Raw genomic sequence first — 15,995 nt, forward strand, 5'->3', positions numbered from 1 at the left:
GGGGAGCGGCGGGAGTCAGGAGGCGATCACCCGTTCCAGCAGCCCGTGCAGTTCCTCCAGCTCGTGGCGGCTCAGCAGCCAGTCGCCCTCCAGATCCTTGGTGACGCGGGCCTCGAGGATCCAGCCATCTTCCGTGCGCACGAGGGCGAAGTGGGGGGACTGGAGGGGGGCGGCCATGGGCTGGCGGGAGGGGGGCGTTACCTCCTGCTTAGCCAGGGCCGGTGGGGCGGGCAGCGCCAGATCCGCCAGCAGCGGCGGTGGGCCCAGCTGCTCGAGCCGGAACGTGGCGCCGTAGCTGGGGGTGGGCTGCTGGGAATAGAAGCGGGCGGGGGCGGGCCGGCCCAGGCGGGCGCGGCCTCCGGCCACCAGGGCGGCGGCCCGGCTGCGGGCCCGCAGGGACCCCAGCACCAGCGCCTGCAGCCAGTCGGGTGCGGTGCTCCAGCCCAGGGCGGCGCAGGTCTGGCGGTCCAGCAGGCCCAGCAGACCCCGCCGCAGGGTGGGGCGCAGGGGGCCGGGCCAGTCGGCCAGGAGCATGGCCAGGGTGGCGTCGGCGATGCGCCGGTTGGTGGCCGCCGGGGCGAAGGCCTCCCCCTCCACCCGTTCGTTCAGGGCCAGCAGGTCCGCCAGGCAGTCCGGCAGCGCCCCGATCCCCATCCGCTCGCCCACCCCACGCCAGAACCGGAACAGGTGCTCCTGCTCCAGGGGGGTCAGGGGCCGCCAGCCGTAGCGCGCCAGCCAGCGGATCGGCTCGGCCACGAAGGTGGAGAGCACGTAGAGGAAATCGTCGTTGCCGATCGCGTAGTGGCCGTGGATGCGGTTCATGCGCTCGATCACCGCGGCCCCGGCCGGGCTGTCCAGACCATGGCGCATTAGTTCGGCCACCATCAGCCCGGTGTCGTCGTAGCGCTTGCGGGGCCGGCGTTCGAATTCCCCGGTGCGGGCCAGCAGTCCTGAGATGGAGGGCACGCAGAAGGTCTTGAGCAGGGCCAGCTCCAGGGCCCGGGTGAGGTCCCAGGGAAACAGCTCGCCGGCCAGCCGGTGGGCGGTGGCTTCGGCGGCCCGCAGGGTCGTGTCGGCGTCGGCGGCGTCGGCGGCGTCGGCAGGGTCGGCGGGGGAGTGCATCGGGGGCCTCAGAAGCGGGAGCCGGGCTGCTGCAGGAACGCCCGTTCCTCCGGGCTGCTCGGCCGCCCGAGGATCTGGTTGCGGTGGGGGAAGCGGCCGAAGCGGGCGATCACCGCATGGTGACGGCGGGCGAACTCGGTGGTGCGGGCGTCGGTGTGGCGCTCGAACAGGGGCAGGCCCAGCTCCTGCACCGCCAGATCCTCGCTGTGCATCAGGGGCATCAGCCAGAACGGCCGCCGTTCCGGTGCCGGCTCCGCCTCCACCCAGCCGGCCTCCACGGCCCGCAGCGTCAGGGCCAGGGCCTGCCCATCGCCAGCGAAGGCGCGGGCCTGGTCGCGCCAGATCTGACGGGGGAACTGGTCGAGCACCAGCAGCAGGGCCAGGGCGTCCACGGCGCTCTCGCCCCAGGCGGCCCGGTTGCCGGCCAGGGCCTGGTCGGTGAGGGCCCCGAACCGCTCCCGCACGATCCGGTCGCGGTCGGGACCGGGTCGGAACCAGGCGGAGGAGGGCGTCTCCTCAAACCAGAAGTGCAGCACCTCCTGCGGCGTCGGCATGGCTCAGACGAGGAATCGGTGCAGGAGGAATGGAAGCACCATCAGCAGCAGGGCCACGGCCACCAGGGCCGGCAGGTGGCTGATGCCGTAGGGAACCACCACCAGCAGCACCCCGCAGCCCAGGGCCACCGCATGGGCCTGTTTCCTGCCATAGAGCACGTAACCGAGCCCGATGGACCCGATCACCAGCATCAGCAGCTGGCGGAGGCTGGGATCGCTGCCCATGGAACCTGGCCCGGAGCGGCGGACGCCCCCATGCTGGGGCTCCCATCGCCCTCCTGCCCACCCATGACCCACCTGGTGGTGCTCCAGCACCTGGAGCGGGAAGGTCCGGGCCGTTTCGGCGAAGAGGCCCGGCGCCGGGGCTGGACGGTGACGGTCTGCCGGCCCGACCTGGGGGAGCCGATGCCCCGGCTCGGGCCCGACCAGGCCCTGCTGGTGCTGGGGGGACCGATGGGGGTGGGCGACATCGGATCGCCGTCCTTCCCCTGGCTGGCGGCGGAGGTGGCCCTGCTGCGGGAGTGCCTGGCGTGCGAGCGCCCGGTGGTGGGGCTGTGCCTGGGGGCCCAGCTGCTGGCCTTCGCCGCCGGGGGGCAGGTGGTGCCGCTGACGGCGGGGGACCCGCCGGTGCGGGCCTACGAAGTGGGCTGGGGGCCGGTGGCCTGGACACGGCCCGAGGGTCAGGAACCGGTGCTCGCGGGGCTCGGGGCCGGCCTGCCGGCGCTGCACTGGCACGGGGACCGGATCCGGCTCCCCGCCGCCGCCACCCTGCTGGGGTCGACGCCCCTCTGCGCCGAACAGATGTTCCGCATCGGCCACCACGCCCATGGGCTCCAGTTCCACGCGGAGGTGACGGACGCCGCGCTGGAGGTCTGGCTCGAAGAGGACGGCGACTACGTGCGCCAGGCCCTCGGACCCGACGGGGTGGAGCAGATCAGGGCCGGCCGGGAGCGCTGGGGGGAGGAGGGGGAGCGCCTGGGGCGCCGGCTGATCAACAACCTGCTGGATCGGGTGGGCGCCCTGCTGTGTGGCTATCCCCTGCTGTGAGGGCCAGCCCGTCGGCCAGCTGGCGGCGCCGGTCCTCCACCGCCCCATCCTCCAGCAGCCGCTCCGCCCGGGTCAGCCCCGCCTGGAGGCTCTCGCTGATCCCGGCGCGCCAGAGCAGGAAGCCCCCGTTCCAGATCAGTCCGGGCCGCAGCGGTCCGGTGGCGGCCAGGGCCTCCCGGGCCTGGACATGCCACTGGGCCAGGCTCTCCAGCGGCACCTCGGGCGCCCCCAGGCCGTGGTCGCGGGCCCGCAGGATCAGCCGCTCAGCGTCACCCGCCGCTGCCCCCTGCCGGTGGGAGGCGATCGCCACCCGGTTGGTGGGCAGCTCCACGCCCCCCTCCATCCCCTTGATCAGCAGCAGATCGTCCTGGCCCGTGGCGGCGAGGGCCTCGGAGGCCAGCCGCTCGGTGGGGGCGTGGACGAAGCCGCTGACCTGCAGGTGGGGCCCGGGGTGGCAGCTCCAGAGCAATTCCAGGGTGGCGACCGGCGGGCGTTTGCCGATCTGCTCCCGCAGCGTCACCAGCCGCTCGGCCGCCGGGAAGTGGGCCGGCTGGTGCAGCAGGGCCAGCCCCTCCGCGACGAAGTGCCGGTTCACCGCGTCCCAGGGGAGGCCGCGAAAATCGAGGCCGAGGGCGGCCAGGGCCTCGGCGGTGGTGAGGCCGTATTTCACCGGCATCGGATCGCCGCCGTGCAGCACCACGCCGGCCCCCGCCGCCAGCAGCAGCAGGGCCACCAGGGGCAGCAGCGGCGCGGAACGGCTGCGGCCATCGAAAGGCACGCCGAAGCTGAGCACCCGGCGCGGGCTCGCCGCCAGCCGCGGCCCACGGCGCCGGTAGCTGTCGAGCAGGCCGGCCAGCTCCTGGGGCTCCGGGCGCCGCAGGCGATGGGCGATCAGGAAGGCGCCGGCCTGGGCGTCCGTGCAGCGACCGTCCAGCAGGTGATCGAGGGCTTCGCCGGCCTCGGCCCGGCTCAGGGCCCGGCCGCTGCGTTCGCCGCTGCCCAGGGCGGCGATCAGCTCGCGGAAGCGGCGCTGGTCGGCCCCCAGGGCCTCCGCCCGCTCCTGCCGCCGCTGCGCCGTCCATTCCCCCCCGGGGCTCGGCGTCGACATGCGCGGCGGCCTCCTTACAGTGATCCCTAGGGTGAGGGGCATGCCCGGGATCATCGCAAGCCCCCTTCTGCTGGTGGTGCATGGCCGTGCCGGTGGCGTCATCCCCTCCGAACTGCAGGCCCTGGCCAGGGAGCTGGAGGCGGGGCGCGGGGCTCCGGTGGGGCTGGAGGCCCTGACAGCGGGCGAGCCGCCGGAGGCCCCCCGCGGCAGCGCCGCCGCCCCCCTGGCCCTGGTGCCCCTGTTCCTCCTGCCCGGCAGCCATGTGCGCCGGGACGTGCCGCGGATCGCCGAGCGTTGCCGCCGGGGCGGGCCCGTGCGGCGCCTGCCGTTCCTGGGGGCCTGGCCCGCCTGGCAGCGGGCCCTGGCCGCCGAGCTGGCGGCGCTGCCGGCCCCGATCCAGCCGGCCGGCGCCCCTGCCCAGCCAGCACCCTGGCTGCTGCATCACCCGCTGGAGGGGCCGCTGGGGGCCGCGTTCCTGGCCCACCTGGAGGCGGTCACCGGTGGCCGCTGCCGCGCCACTCCATACAGTGCCCCCAGTCCCGAGGACGCTCCGCTGCCCCTGCCTGGCCCCGCCCTGCCCCTGGCCCTGGCCGCCAACCGGCTCACCGACGCCCTGCCGCCGTCGCTGGGCCTGCCGCTGCTGCAGCGGCCCCGGTTCCGGGCCGTGGTGCTGGAGGCCCTGATGGCGTTGCCATGACGGAGCCATGACGGACGAGACCCTGGCCCCCAGCGTCGATGACGGCCCCGGGACCGTGTACCTGGTGGGGGCGGGCCCGGGGGATCCGGACCTGCTCACCCTGCGGGCCCACCGGCTGCTGCAGCAGTGCGATGCCCTCGTCTACGACTCCCTGGTGCCCACCGCCCTGCTGGATCTGGTGCCCGAAGGGTGCGAGCGCCATTTCGTCGGCAAGCGCCGCGGCCACCATTCGGTGCCCCAGCCCAGCACCAACGCGGTGCTGCGGGAGCTGGCCGGCCGCCACCGGCTGATCGTGCGCCTCAAGGGCGGCGATCCGTTCCTGTTCGGCCGCGGCGGTGAGGAGGCGGCCCACCTGGCGGCCCACGGGATCCCGGTGCAGGTGGTGCCCGGGGTCACGGCCGGCATCGCCGCCCCCGCCTACGCCGGCATTCCCGTCACCCACCGGCGGGCGGGATCGAGCGTCACCTTCGTGACCGGCCACGAGGAGATCGACAAGCGCCGCCCCGGCGTCGACTGGCGCGGCCTGGCTCGTAGCAGCGACGGCCTGGTGATCTACATGGGCCTGCACAACCTGCGCCACATCATTGGCGAGCTGATCGCGGGCGGGCTGGCCCCCAGCACCCCCGCCGCCGTGATCCAGCAGGGCACGGTGCGGGGCCAACGGCAGCTGGTGGCCACCCTGGACGTGCTGGCCGACCGGGTCGAGGCCGAGGCCTTCGCCTCCCCTTCGATCGTGGTGGTGGGCGCCGTGGTGCAGGAGCGGGTGCCCTCCTGTGCGCCGTCGCCGGCCGATGTGGCGATGCCGATCCCCTTCTGAGCCCCGCCCGCTGGCAGGGGCGCCATGCTGGGCCCCAGCCCGATCCCGTCAGTTCCGGCATGAGCCAGCCCGGCCTCTCCCACCTCAACGCCGCCGGCCAGGTGCACATGGTGGAGGTGGGCGACCGGCCCGCCAGCGACCGCCGGGCCGTGGCCGAGGGCCACATCACCATGGCCCCCGAGGTGCTGGCCCTGGTGCTGGAGGGCCGGGCGGCCAAGGGGGACGTGCTGGCGGTGGCCCGGGTGGCGGCGATCCAGGGCGCCAAGCGCACCTGGGAGCTGATTCCCCTGTGCCATCCGATCGCCCTCACCGGCCTGGAGGTGTTGATCGAGCCGACCGCTGACGGCAGTGGGCTGCGGCTGGAGGCCAGCGCCCGCACCAACGGCGCCACCGGTGTGGAGATGGAGGCCCTGACGGCGGTGCAGGTGGGCCTGCTCACCCTCTACGACATGGTCAAGTCGGCCGATCCGGCCATGACCATCGGCCCGGTGCGGCTGCTGCGCAAGGAAGGGGGGCGCCACGGCCCCTGGCAGCACCCCGACGTGCAAGGCCTGGCCGGGGAGAGCGATGGCTGAGCCGTTCCCCCGCGAAGGCCTCCCCCTGGAGGAGGCACGGCGCCGGGTGCTGGCGGCGATCACCCCGCTGACGGACCGTGAGCGGCTGCCGCTGGCGCGCTGCCTGGGCCGGGTGAACGCCGAGCCGGTGCGGGCCGCCGAGGCCGTGCCGGGGTTCCGGGCCTCGATCATGGATGGCTACGCCATCGCCGAAGCCGAGGCCCCCAGCCCTGGCCGCCGCTGGCGCCTGGTGGGACGTTCCGCCCCCGGCGCGCCCTACGACGCGGTGCTGGCGGCGGGGGAGGCGATCCGGATCCTCACCGGCGCGCCCCTGCCGGAGGGGGCGCAGCGGGTGCTGCCCCAGGAGCTGGTGACGCCCGATCCAGCTGCCGAGAGCCTGCTGCTCACCGGAGAGGCGGGTCCCAACCCCTGGATCCGCGCTCCCGAGGAGGAGGCGGCCGCCGGCGACGTACTGCTGCCGGCCGGGGTGCGGCTGGGGGCCGCCGCCCTGGGGCGGCTGGCCAGCTGCGGTGTGGCGGCCCTTGAGGTGAGCCTCCAGCCGCGGGTGGGGCTGCTGATCAGCGGCGATGAGCTGGTGGCGGCCGGCGCGGCCCGGGGGCCGGGGCAGATCTGGGAGAGCAACGGCACCCTGCTGCGGGCCCTGCTGGAGCGGCTGGGTTACCCCGTCTGCGAGCAGCGGGTGGTGGCCGACGACCCGGCCGCCCTGCGCCAGGCGCTGCTGGAGCTGGCCGCCGGCTGCGACGTGGTGGTCAGCACCGGCGGCGTGTCGGCGGGCGACAGCGACTGGATCCGGCCCCTGCTGAGTGAGCTGGGGGAGGTGGGCTTCTGGAAGCTGTTCCTCAAGCCCGGCCGGCCCTTTGCCTTCGGCCAGCTGGGGACGCGCCCCTTCTTCGGCCTGCCCGGCAACCCGGTGGCCGCGGCGATCACGGCCCTGCAGCTGCTGTGGCCGGCCCTGCAGCAGCTGGAGGGGGGCGAGGTGGTGCTGCTGCCGCGGCTGAAGGTGCGCCTGGCCTCGGCCCTGAAACGGGGCGCCGGCCGGCCCGAACTGGCCCGGGCCCGGTTGGCGGTGGCTGGCGACGGCGCCCTGCTGGCGCTGGTGGAGGGCAGCCAGGCCTCCTCCCGCATCGGCTCGCTGCAGGGGGCCGACCTGCTGCTGGAGATCCCCGCCGAGGTGGGTGCCCTGGAGGCCGGCACGGAGCTGTGGGCCCAGCTGCTGCGGCTGCCGCTGCTCTGAGTCAGTCGCTGCTGGCGTCCGCCGTTCCTGGGGTGGGGATCGGCGCCGGGATCGGGGCGGGGAGGCCGTCGATGCTGCGGCGGTTCTTGCGCTTCCAGTAGCGCTGCAGGCCGTCGTTGCCCTTGCGACGCGCCCAGCTGTCGAGCTCGGTGCGGTCGCCGCCGTAGCTGTAGCGGGGCACCGCCATGCCACAGGAGGTCTGGACCCGTTCGATGGCCAGGTCGAAGATCTGGCGGGCGCCGGCCAGGGGCTCGAAGTGGCTGAACAGGGCCTCCCAGCCGGCCTCACCGCACTCTTCGCCGTACTGGATGGTGCGGGCGGTGCCATAGAGCCGCAGGATCTGGGGCGGGCCCTCGAAGGCACAGAACATCAGCGTCATGCGCGGGCACGCCTGCACGTGGGCGGCGGTCTCATTGCCACTGCCGGTGAGGTTGAGCCAGATCACCCGGCGCTCGTCGAGCACCCGCAGGGCATCCCGCCCCTTGGGGGACACGTTCACCGTGCTGTCCGCGGTGGCGGTGCCGACGAAGAACAGCTTCTGGGCGGCGATGAAGGTGATCTGGTCGGCCGTGAGGGCGTCGCTGGACTGGCCCATGGAACGGGGTGCGAAGGGAGGGGAGTGGAGGGGTTCACAGCGGGGTGTTGCCGGTCACCCAGGTGCCGCTGCCGCCGCTCCACTCCCGTTTCCAGAAGGGGGCGTGGTGCTTGAGATCCTCCAGCAGCTCCTGGACGCAGCGCAGGGCGGGACCGCGGCGGTCGGCCTGGACGGCCACCAGCACGATGGCCTCCCCCGGCCGCACCCGCCCCACCCGGTGCGCCACCAGCACCGCGCCGGCGCCGTGTCGCGCCGCGCAGGCCCCGGCGAGGGCCCGCAGCTGGGCCTCGGTCATGCCGGGGTAGTGCTCCAGTTCCAGGGCCTCGAGGGGCTCGCCGGCGGCGGTGGTGGGGCGGACGCGGCCGATGAAGTGGCTTTCGGCGGCTGAGCCCGTGGCGTCGGGCCCCTCGGCAGCCAGGCTCCGCTGCCAGGCCGCCAGCCGTTCCAGCGGCTGGAAGGGGGCCTCCAGGAGCTGCACCACGATCGGGGGGGCCGGGCGGACGGGGCTGGTGGTGGACATCGGTCAGCCTCCGGTGATCGGCGGCAGGAAGGCCACCTCGTCGCCGGGGGACAGGGGGCTGTCGGGGGCGGCGAAGGCCTGGTTGATGGCCACCCGGACCATGGCCGGCAGCTCGGCGCCCTCCTCGCCGGGGCCGCCGTCCAGGGCCAGTTGCCGCCAGAGATCCGCGGCGGTGGTGCGCTGGGCGTCGAGCTGGATGAGCCGTTCGCCCCAGCCCGCCTGTTCGCGCAGGCCGGCGAACAGGCGGACGCGCACGGGGAGGACGCTCGGGTGGGTCATGGGGTCAGGCGGAGAGGCCGACCTGGCTGTGCAGGGACCGGCAGACCACCCGGTTGCGGCCGTGGCGTTTGGCTTCGTAGAGACAGTCGTCGGCCAGCTGCAGCAGCCGGTCGGCGTCGCACTCGGCCATCGAGTTCGGATCCCAGGCGGCGATGCCGATGCTGACGGTGAGGACGTTGCCGGTGGCGACGCCCGGGTGGTAGATGCCCTTGTCCTGGATCGACTCGCGCAGCTTCTCGCACAGGAGCAGGGAGGCATCGGCATCGGTCTTGGGCAGGATGATGGCGAATTCCTCGCCCCCCAGCCGGGCCACGAAGTCGCTTTTTCGCCGCAGGGACGTCCGCAGGGCATCGGCGATCTCCTTGAGGCATCGGTCGCCGTAGGCATGGCCCAGAACATCATTCACCACCTTGAACTGATCGATGTCGATCAGCGCCAGGGACAGGTTGACCTGGGCGGCTCTGGAGGCGGAGACATTCCCCTTCAGGAAGGAATCGAAGCTGCGGCGATTGGCGAGCTGGGTGAGGGGATCCAGCATCGCCAGTCGCTTCGAGCGCTCGCTCTCAAAGGCATAGAACAGCAGGCTCAGCAGGCTGCTCATCGCTTCGATGCGTTGCACCTCCTGGTCGCTGAAGACGCTGCCTTCATGCAGGGCGATCGTGAGCACCGGGATGGAAACCCCGCGTGAGTCCAGTCGGATGCCGAGGTAATCGCTGCAGCCCACCTCCTTGAGGGAGTCCAGAAAAGGGAAGCCGTTGTCCTTCGTGGCGACCAGCCGCTGCCGAAACACCTTGCTCCTGGTGGCGATGAAATGCAGGGGGCTGCGCAGGTGCTCATCCTGCTCCAGGAAGTCCCGCTCCATGCGCAGGGTGCTGACGAGGCCCGGCCTGGAGCTCACCCAGACATACTGGCTGCAGTCGATATCATCCTGGTCGGGCAGGAAGGCCAGGGAGAAACGGTGGATCTCCAGGCCCCAGGATTTCAGTTCATTGACGAACAGGAGCACAAACTCCTCGAAGCTGCGCAGCCTCGACCAGTTGTCAATGATATAACGCTCCAGCGGGATCTTCCTGTCGGAGGTGTTGAATTCGTCGCCATGCCCGGAATCGCGCAGTCTTGATGTGGCACGGATCTGCTCCAGCCTCTGCTGCAGGGAATCGCGGTCCGCCCATTCGGAAGATCGGATGAACGACTCCACCTCCTCCATGGGGAGGGGTGGCGAGACGAGGAACCCCTGCAGGGCATCGGCACCCAGTCGGATCACGGCGGCGAGTTCGTTGTGGGTTTCGACGCCCTCACAGACCACGGTCTTGCCGAGGGCATGGACGGTGTCGATGAAGGAGCCGACATAGCGCTGCAGCCGGAAGGAACGATCGACCCCCTTGATCAGATCAATGTCGAGCTTGATGGCGTCGTACCAGGCTTCGCTGATGCGTCGATAGTTGGAAAGCCCGGAGCCGAAGTCGTCGATGAATATTCTGAAGTTCAGCTCCCGCATCAGCCGCTCCGAAGCCGTTGTCACCCCTTCCGATCCCGCCAGGATGTCCGTGGCCGCCATCTCCGTGATCTCAATGCAGAAAATCGAGCTGTCGATGCCATGGTGCTTGACCAGGCCGATCAGCTGGTTGAGGCGCTGATCGGTGGAGACGGAATCAGAGCTGATGTTGACGGAGACATACTCGATGCGATGACGCAGAACCTCCGAGGCATTGATCTGCTGTTGCACGTCGTTGAGCCTGCTCACAACGAGGGCATCGATCTTGTGGGCGATGCCGATGTCATGGGCCAGCTGAATCACGTGCCCCGTGCCGAGCTTGCTCAGGGCCGGCGGCAGGAATCGGATCAGCAGTTCAAGCCCGAAATGGCCTGGATTGCTCAGTTGAAGAATCGGCTGGAAGCGCAGTTCAAGGTCACTGGCCTTCAGGGATGTGAGTTGACTTCTGATCTCGCCCTTATCCTTGACGAGCAGGTCATCACCGCTCTTCACGAGGCGGTAGGAATGTCTGTCTTCGGCCGCCAGCATCTCCCCGAAGGCCTGCATCGTCAGCAGGGTTTCGGCTGAGGCACCCAGCTGAAATCGCTGGCCGGTGATGCTCACATCGTCCCAGGCGAGCACGGTATCGCTGGAGATCTGGATCGATCCGGACACAATGCCGAGCAGACGGGCCAGGAGCGCCTCACAGGCAGCGTCGTCATCGATGGGAATGCTGCCGGAGGCCCGCACGATCAGGGCGATCTTGTTTTTCGAAATGTGGTAGAAGTTGAAGCCGGGATGCACAGCCCATCCCTTGTCAATCGCCCGACAGGCCTTTGTGAGGATGTCGTTGATCTCCACCTCACTGAGATAGCCGCGTTGCCGTTCGAGATAGCGGAAGTCGATGGTCACCAGGAAGCCGTCTTCGCCGCGTTCCGCGTGCTTCCTGAGCGCCGAAGCCTCGAGATCCTTCACCAGGGCGTAGTGGGTCAGGAAGGAGGTCTGGCCGTGCTTGCGGAAGCTTCCGGTCACCGGCTGCTCCTTCCTCCGGCTCTGGCCGGAACGCCAGGCGATCGCCACGCTCAGTCCGACCCCCAGCAGCCCAAGCGTCAGGGCGAGGTTGCGGACGCGATCGGCCCTTGTCGGCAGGGCGGGTGCCAGGGTCAGCCCCACCACCAGATCACCGAAGTCCACCCGGACCAGCGAACCGGCCGGCGCCCCCTTCGCCATCCCCTTCGCCTCCATCGCGGTCCATGGGGCCAGCCGGATCTGCCGGTCGCCATCCTGTTCCGGGTCGACCAGGCTGGTGCCGGAGAGCCGGATCCATTCAGGGGCCTGGCGGCGAGCGGGGCCCGTGGTGAAGAGCAGGGCATTCGCCTGGCCCGGCTCGTCCGCCACCACCAGCGCCAGCCGTGGGAACCGTCGGGCACAGACCAGGGGCCTGCCCTTCAGGGCCGCCGATCCTGTGGCGATCACCGCGGGAACGGGGGAGTTCGCCAGTTCCACCGCGGCGACGGACTTCAGCCCCAGGGAGGCCAGGGGCGGCCCCGGGGTGCTGAAGCTGCGCTCGACGACCTGCAGGGCGGTGCACAGCCGCCCGGCGATCCGATCATCCTGGCGGCGTAAGTCGTTGGAACTGCGCTGATCCAGCAGATGCGTGAAGATCAGAAGCGAGGTGCCCGAAAGAAGCGCGCCACTGATGATCATCAATGTGGTGCGTCGGCGCATGTTCCTTCCTCACCAGCCTCACCTTAGCCACCGAAGGCGTGGTGAGCCTCCAGCCATCGCAGGTTCCCTGCCCGGCCGAACGGTACGGTCGTGAAACTGGTTGCCCTCCGTGCCGCCATCGGCGGGGTCCTTCGATCTTCTTCTCGGCCGTTCTTTCCCCTGGGTTTCCTCACCATTGCTCAGGGAATATTCAGGCTTGCTCGCTGAGCGCTCGAAGGTGACTACGGCGACGTTCATAGGTTTCCCCACCCCCCTAACATTCGCGGGCATGCATCCTTTCTGGCCGTGGGCGCCGTACGGATCACGAATTCAGCGGTCGGGTCGCCAGTTGGGTGGTCGTGTGTGTCATCGCACACCGGCTTGATCCCCGGCCATGTTTCCATCTTGCCGATGGATCTTCAGCCGTGATCCATACAGCTGTGGTGGGAGGCGGCGCCTGCGGGCTGGCCGTGGCGAGGGGGCTCTGGCAGCAGGGCCGCCCTGTGCGTGTCTACGAACGGGCCCTGGCCTCCCATCTCCATGGCCATGGCTTTCTGCTCCTGGCGAATGGTCGTGCCGCCCTGCGTCGGCTCGGCTGCGATCCGGACGGCGCCCTCGGCCATCCGATCACGTCGGTGAAGATCCTTTGTTGTTCGGGGCAGGTGCTGGTGGAGCACCCGCTCGAGGGGGCGGTGGCGATGTTGCGCCACCAACTGCTCAATGTGCTGCTGCGCGGCGCCCCCGACGATCTGGTCCACTACAACCACCCGTTCGAGCGCTTCGACTGGGACCGGGAGCGGGCCCGGGCGGTGTGTTTCCAGAACGGTCGCTCCCACCCCGCCGATGCCTTCGTCGCTGCCGACGGGGTGCGCTCCAGCTGCCGGCTGTCCCTGGGATGCGGGGCGATGACCAACCCGGGCCGGGTCAAGGAGATCGTGGCCCACGTGCGCCAGCCCCTGGTGGCCGCCGAGCTGGGCCACCGCTTCCTCAAGGTGCTCGATCCCTCCGGGGGGCTGGCGGTCGGGCTGGTGCCCCTGGGGGATGACCGGCTGGTCTGGTTCGTGCAGTTCGACAGCCAGCGCTTCACTGTCCCCCAGCCCTCCGAGGTGGGGGCCTTCCTCGAGGCGCATTTCGTGGGGTTCCCCGCCGTGGTGCGCCACGTGCTGGCTGCCACCGACCCGACCCGCGCCCATGTGTGGCACACGGTGGATGAGGATCCGGCCACCCGCTGGAGCAAGGGCAACGTGGCCCTGGCGGGGGATGCGGCCCACCCGCTGCTGCCGTTCACCAGCCAGGGGGTCAACACGGCCCTGGAGGATGCGGTGGTCCTCAGCGACCTGCTGCTTGGCTGTCGCGATCCCGTCGATGTGCCCGACCTGTTCAGCGCCTACGAACGCCAGCGGCGGCCGGCGCTGCTGGGCTGCGTGGAGGCCGGTCGCCAGATGGCGAGGTCTTTCGTCCAGCCGTCGGCCACCCGGCTGCAGCTGCCGCTGATGGCATGAGCGATCGCTTCACCGACAGCTTCCGCGACGGCGCGGTGCCGATGGAGCTGCTGCGCCAGCGGGCCCACAACCTGCGCTGGGCCGAGCAAGCCCCCGGCGTGATTCCGCTCACCGCCGCCGATCCCGATTTCCCGGCGGCGCCGGTCATCCGCGAGGCCATCGCCGACTACGCCAGCTCCGGGGTGTTCAGCTACGGCCCCGCCGGCGGGCTGCCCTCCTTCCGCCAGGCCGTGGCCGGCTACCTGCGGCAGCGGGGGGCGCCCGTTCCGCCCGAGGCGGTAGTGGCGGTGAACAGTGCGGCCGCCGGTCTGGCCCTGGTGACCCGCCACTGGCTGTCGCCCGGTGACGAGGCGATCGTCTGGGACCCGGTCGACTTCCTCTTCGCCCACACCGTCCGCAGTGCCGGCGGGGTGCCGGTGCTGTGGCGGATCGAACCCGAGGCCCCCCTGGATCTGGCGGCGCTGGAGGCCCTGGTCACCAGCCGCACCCGGGTGCTGTGCCTGTGCAACCCCCACAACCCCCTGGGCCGCTGCTTTCGCCGCGACGAACTCGAGGCCCTGGGCCGCTTCTGCCTGGAGCGGGGGTTGCGGGTGCTGAGCGATGAGGTGTGGAGCGATGTGATCTACCCGCCGGCCACCTTCACCAGTTGGCTGGCCCTGGAGCCGGAGCTGGCCGGCCTCGGGGCGGTGGTGCATGGCTTCTCCAAGTCCTTCGGCCTGGCGGGTCTGCGGGTGGGTTACGTGGCGATGGCGGATCCGGAGGCGGCGGCCCGGCTGCTGGCCGACAGCGAGCTGCCCTCCACCGTCGATGGCGTGGCCACCCTCAGCCAGGTGGCCGCCACGGCGGCCTACAGCCCCGACGGCCTGGCCTGGCTGGAGGCCTTCCTGCGCCACCTCCAGGCCCGCCGCGACCAGGCCGTCACCCGGCTGGCGGCGATCCCCGGCCTGCGGGTGCAGCCCCCCGCGGCCACCTTCGTGCTGTTCGTTGGCCTGCCGCCGCAGCAGGAGAGCGTCGAGGCCTTGGTGGAGCGGCTGCGGCGGGAGCACGGAGTGGCGGTGGTGCCGGGGAGCCCCCGCTGGTTCGGCCCCGGGGCGGCGGGCCATCTGCGGCTGAGTTTCGCCACCTCCGAGGCCCTGCTGGGCGAGGCCCTCGAGCGCCTGGCGGCCGGACTGGCCCCGGCGCCCTAGCCAGCGGCGGGCCGCTCAGGGCAACAGCCGCACAGGATCCCCCACCGCCACCGGTCCAGGAGTGACCACACTCAGACGGATGCCGGCCACCACGCCGTTGTGACGGGCGGTGGCCCGCAGGATCTCCAGGTTCTCCTCCAGGGCGCCCTGGGCCAGGGTGGTGACGACGCAGCGGGGGCAGCCGCCGTCGACCCGCAGCACCAGCTGCTCGCCGATCTGCAGGCAGGCGCCGCTCCAGCCCTCCTCCACGAAGCCGGTGGACTCCGGCGGCGTGCTGATCAGGAGGTTGGGGCGGAAGCGCTCGACGGCGAAATCCAGCTGGGGTTCGAGCTGGCGCAGTCGCTCCAGGGTGGCGGTGGTGATGGCGTGGATGGGGCAGGCATCGAAGAAGGTGCCTTCGGGCAGCTCCAGGGCGTTGGTCACGTCCTGGAAGGCGCGCTCCTCCACCGGCGGCCAGTACTGGTCGAGGCTGGCGCCCTGCGGCGGGGTGTCCAGCAGGCTCACCCGGCGGCCGAACAGCTTGCTGAAGAAGGCATCCACATCGTCCTCGGCGCTGCAGAGCTTCGCGCTGCCGTCGTCCTCGCGGGGGCCGATCAGCACCGGCGGCAGGGGCGCCGCCGGCGTCGGTTCCTCCCGGAAGCGGGCCCGGTAGCCCAGCAGGCCCTGCCAGAGCCGCGGGTTCTTGGCGCTGGCCACCCGGCCGCTGGCGTGGTCCCAGAGGGCGTAAGCCCGGTCCCCCCGGATGCCTCGGGGGTCGACGTCGAGCTGGCTGGGGGAGTCCCCGAGCATCGACTTCACCGGGTACCGCCAGAGCGCCTGCACCGTTCCCACCAGATCCTGCACGCCCGTCGCCTGTCGCTGCGGGCGCACTCTGGGGGCGGAGGCGCGACAACACCGGTAGCAGCTCCTACCGTCCGCAGGGCGCACGCCGGGATCCGCTCTCCTGGGCCATGAAGGACTTCATCCATCTGAGATCCGCCCGGTTCCCGGAGCTGCCCGGCGAGGCCGAGGAGATGGTGAATCCGGGCACGGTGGGCAAGGCCCTGGCGCTGCATCTGCAGGAGCGGCTGCAGGCGAACGGCCGCCAGGTTCCTTTCGTCTGCTGCGAGGACTGGGGCTGGTGGGTGGAGCTGGCCGACGCCCCCTTCCGTTTCGGCGTCTGCATCTACAGCCAGCCGGCCGAGGGGGAGGCCATGGAGTTCTGCTGCACCGACGGGGCCGTCGCCGAGCGGATCTGGCAGTGGCGCCGCTTCCACTTCATCGACACGGCCCCCTGGGCCGAGGCCCTGCACGGGGAACTGCTGGCGATCTTCCGCGATGATCCCCAGGTGGAGCTGCTCGGCAGTGGTCCCACGTTTCCCTTGCGGGCCCCCTGAGCTGGCGCGCCCTGTCAGGGGCTCCAGAAGCCGCGCGAGTTGAGCCACAGCCCCAGCACCAGCAGCGGCAGCAGGAACCCCGCCAGGATCTGCAGCCGCGGCCGCAGGCCGGTGGCTTCCGGTGCGGCACCGGCGACGTTCTGCCGGGGGGGCGTGCCCTTGCCATGGGTGGGCGTGCGTCGGCGCGATCGCGATGCCATG

18 protein-coding genes are annotated in these 15,995 nt (G+C 71.6%); 8 read left to right on the top strand and 10 right to left on the bottom strand.

Going from position 1 to position 15,995, the window contains the following annotated elements:
* Window positions 1–15: 15 nt before the first annotated feature.
* From KUG38_RS05425 to KUG38_RS05435, 3 genes are read right to left on the bottom strand one after another with little or no spacing between them, the layout of a single operon-like run.
* A complete protein-coding gene (locus KUG38_RS05425; protein ID WP_286195649.1) occupies window positions 16–1,122 on the bottom strand; it encodes an oxygenase MpaB family protein in 1,107 nt (368 codons plus the stop codon).
* Window positions 1,123–1,130: 8 nt separating this feature from the next.
* Window positions 1,131–1,676, bottom strand: coding sequence for a DUF924 family protein (locus KUG38_RS05430; protein WP_216919647.1), 546 nt, complete (start codon window positions 1,674–1,676; stop codon window positions 1,131–1,133).
* Between the two features lie 3 nt (window positions 1,677–1,679).
* Window positions 1,680–1,901 carry an amino acid transport protein gene (locus tag KUG38_RS05435; protein WP_190609996.1) on the bottom strand — a complete coding sequence of 74 codons (222 nt, stop codon included), beginning with the start codon at window positions 1,899–1,901 and terminating at the stop codon, window positions 1,680–1,682.
* A 63-nt stretch (window positions 1,902–1,964) separates the two neighbouring features.
* Here KUG38_RS05435 and KUG38_RS05440 point away from each other — a divergent pair, with 63 nt between their 5' ends.
* Entirely contained in the window at window positions 1,965–2,723 is a 759-nt protein-coding gene (locus tag KUG38_RS05440) for a type 1 glutamine amidotransferase (protein WP_216919649.1), read from the top strand.
* Here KUG38_RS05440 and KUG38_RS05445 read toward each other — a convergent pair.
* Window positions 2,668–3,831 carry an anthranilate phosphoribosyltransferase gene (locus KUG38_RS05445; protein ID WP_286195650.1) on the bottom strand — a complete coding sequence of 388 codons (1,164 nt, stop codon included), beginning with the start codon at window positions 3,829–3,831 and terminating at the stop codon, window positions 2,668–2,670. The genes KUG38_RS05440 and KUG38_RS05445 overlap by 56 nt on opposite strands.
* 40 nt (window positions 3,832–3,871) lie before the next feature.
* Here KUG38_RS05445 and KUG38_RS05450 point away from each other — a divergent pair, with 40 nt between their 5' ends.
* From KUG38_RS05450 to KUG38_RS05465, 4 genes are read left to right on the top strand one after another with little or no spacing between them, the layout of a single operon-like run.
* Window positions 3,872–4,528, top strand: a complete 657-nt coding sequence (locus tag KUG38_RS05450) for a CbiX/SirB N-terminal domain-containing protein (RefSeq protein WP_216919654.1) — start codon at window positions 3,872–3,874, stop codon at window positions 4,526–4,528.
* A 7-nt stretch (window positions 4,529–4,535) separates the two neighbouring features.
* On the top strand, window positions 4,536–5,345 hold the full coding sequence (cobA, locus tag KUG38_RS05455) for a uroporphyrinogen-III C-methyltransferase (RefSeq protein ID WP_216919656.1): 810 nt from the start codon (window positions 4,536–4,538) through the stop codon (window positions 5,343–5,345).
* A gap of 59 nt (window positions 5,346–5,404) precedes the next feature.
* Complete coding sequence (gene moaC, locus KUG38_RS05460) at window positions 5,405–5,920, top strand: cyclic pyranopterin monophosphate synthase MoaC (protein WP_216919658.1); 516 nt, start codon at window positions 5,405–5,407, stop codon at window positions 5,918–5,920.
* Window positions 5,913–7,154: a molybdopterin molybdotransferase MoeA gene (locus tag KUG38_RS05465; RefSeq protein WP_216919660.1), complete on the top strand. Its 1,242-nt coding sequence runs from the start codon at window positions 5,913–5,915 to the stop codon at window positions 7,152–7,154. Before moaC ends, KUG38_RS05465 begins: the two co-directional genes overlap by 8 nt.
* A 1-nt stretch (window position 7,155) precedes the next feature.
* Here the strand turns inward: KUG38_RS05465 and KUG38_RS05470 are convergent, their stop codons facing one another.
* From KUG38_RS05470 to KUG38_RS05485, 4 genes are read right to left on the bottom strand one after another with little or no spacing between them, the layout of a single operon-like run.
* Window positions 7,156–7,749, bottom strand: a complete 594-nt coding sequence (locus tag KUG38_RS05470; RefSeq protein ID WP_216919662.1) for a pyridoxamine 5'-phosphate oxidase family protein — start codon at window positions 7,747–7,749, stop codon at window positions 7,156–7,158.
* Between the two features lie 34 nt (window positions 7,750–7,783).
* Complete coding sequence (locus KUG38_RS05475) at window positions 7,784–8,269, bottom strand: molybdopterin synthase catalytic subunit (RefSeq protein WP_216919664.1); 486 nt, start codon at window positions 8,267–8,269, stop codon at window positions 7,784–7,786.
* A 3-nt stretch (window positions 8,270–8,272) separates the two neighbouring features.
* The gene (gene moaD, locus KUG38_RS05480) at window positions 8,273–8,548 is read right to left on the bottom strand and encodes a molybdopterin converting factor subunit 1 (protein ID WP_216919666.1); all 276 of its coding nucleotides are present in this window, start codon (window positions 8,546–8,548) and stop codon (window positions 8,273–8,275) included.
* 4 nt (window positions 8,549–8,552) lie between these two features.
* The gene (locus KUG38_RS05485) at window positions 8,553–11,750 is read right to left on the bottom strand and encodes a bifunctional diguanylate cyclase/phosphodiesterase (RefSeq protein WP_216919668.1); all 3,198 of its coding nucleotides are present in this window, start codon (window positions 11,748–11,750) and stop codon (window positions 8,553–8,555) included.
* 404 nt (window positions 11,751–12,154) lie between these two features.
* Here KUG38_RS05485 and KUG38_RS05490 point away from each other — a divergent pair, with 404 nt between their 5' ends.
* A complete protein-coding gene (locus KUG38_RS05490; RefSeq protein ID WP_216919670.1) occupies window positions 12,155–13,231 on the top strand; it encodes an FAD-dependent oxidoreductase in 1,077 nt (358 codons plus the stop codon).
* The gene (locus tag KUG38_RS05495) at window positions 13,228–14,418 is read left to right on the top strand and encodes a pyridoxal phosphate-dependent aminotransferase (RefSeq protein WP_216919672.1); all 1,191 of its coding nucleotides are present in this window, start codon (window positions 13,228–13,230) and stop codon (window positions 14,416–14,418) included. Before KUG38_RS05490 ends, KUG38_RS05495 begins: the two co-directional genes overlap by 4 nt.
* A 15-nt stretch (window positions 14,419–14,433) precedes the next feature.
* Here the strand turns inward: KUG38_RS05495 and KUG38_RS05500 are convergent, their stop codons facing one another.
* Window positions 14,434–15,261 carry an MOSC domain-containing protein gene (locus KUG38_RS05500; protein WP_353617721.1) on the bottom strand — a complete coding sequence of 276 codons (828 nt, stop codon included), beginning with the start codon at window positions 15,259–15,261 and terminating at the stop codon, window positions 14,434–14,436.
* A 107-nt stretch (window positions 15,262–15,368) separates the two neighbouring features.
* Here KUG38_RS05500 and KUG38_RS05505 point away from each other — a divergent pair, with 107 nt between their 5' ends.
* On the top strand, window positions 15,369–15,794 hold the full coding sequence (locus KUG38_RS05505; protein WP_216919676.1) for a hypothetical protein: 426 nt from the start codon (window positions 15,369–15,371) through the stop codon (window positions 15,792–15,794).
* 14 nt (window positions 15,795–15,808) lie between these two features.
* Here the strand turns inward: KUG38_RS05505 and KUG38_RS05510 are convergent, their stop codons facing one another.
* Window positions 15,809–15,994 (bottom strand): hypothetical protein, encoded by a 186-nt coding sequence (locus KUG38_RS05510; protein ID WP_094585359.1) that lies wholly within the window; start codon window positions 15,992–15,994, stop codon window positions 15,809–15,811.
* Between the last annotated feature and the right edge of the window lies 1 nt (window position 15,995).

The organism is Synechococcus sp. CCAP 1479/9 (genome assembly GCF_019038535.1).
Taxonomy (GTDB): Bacteria; Cyanobacteriota; Cyanobacteriia; order PCC-6307; family Cyanobiaceae; genus Cyanobium.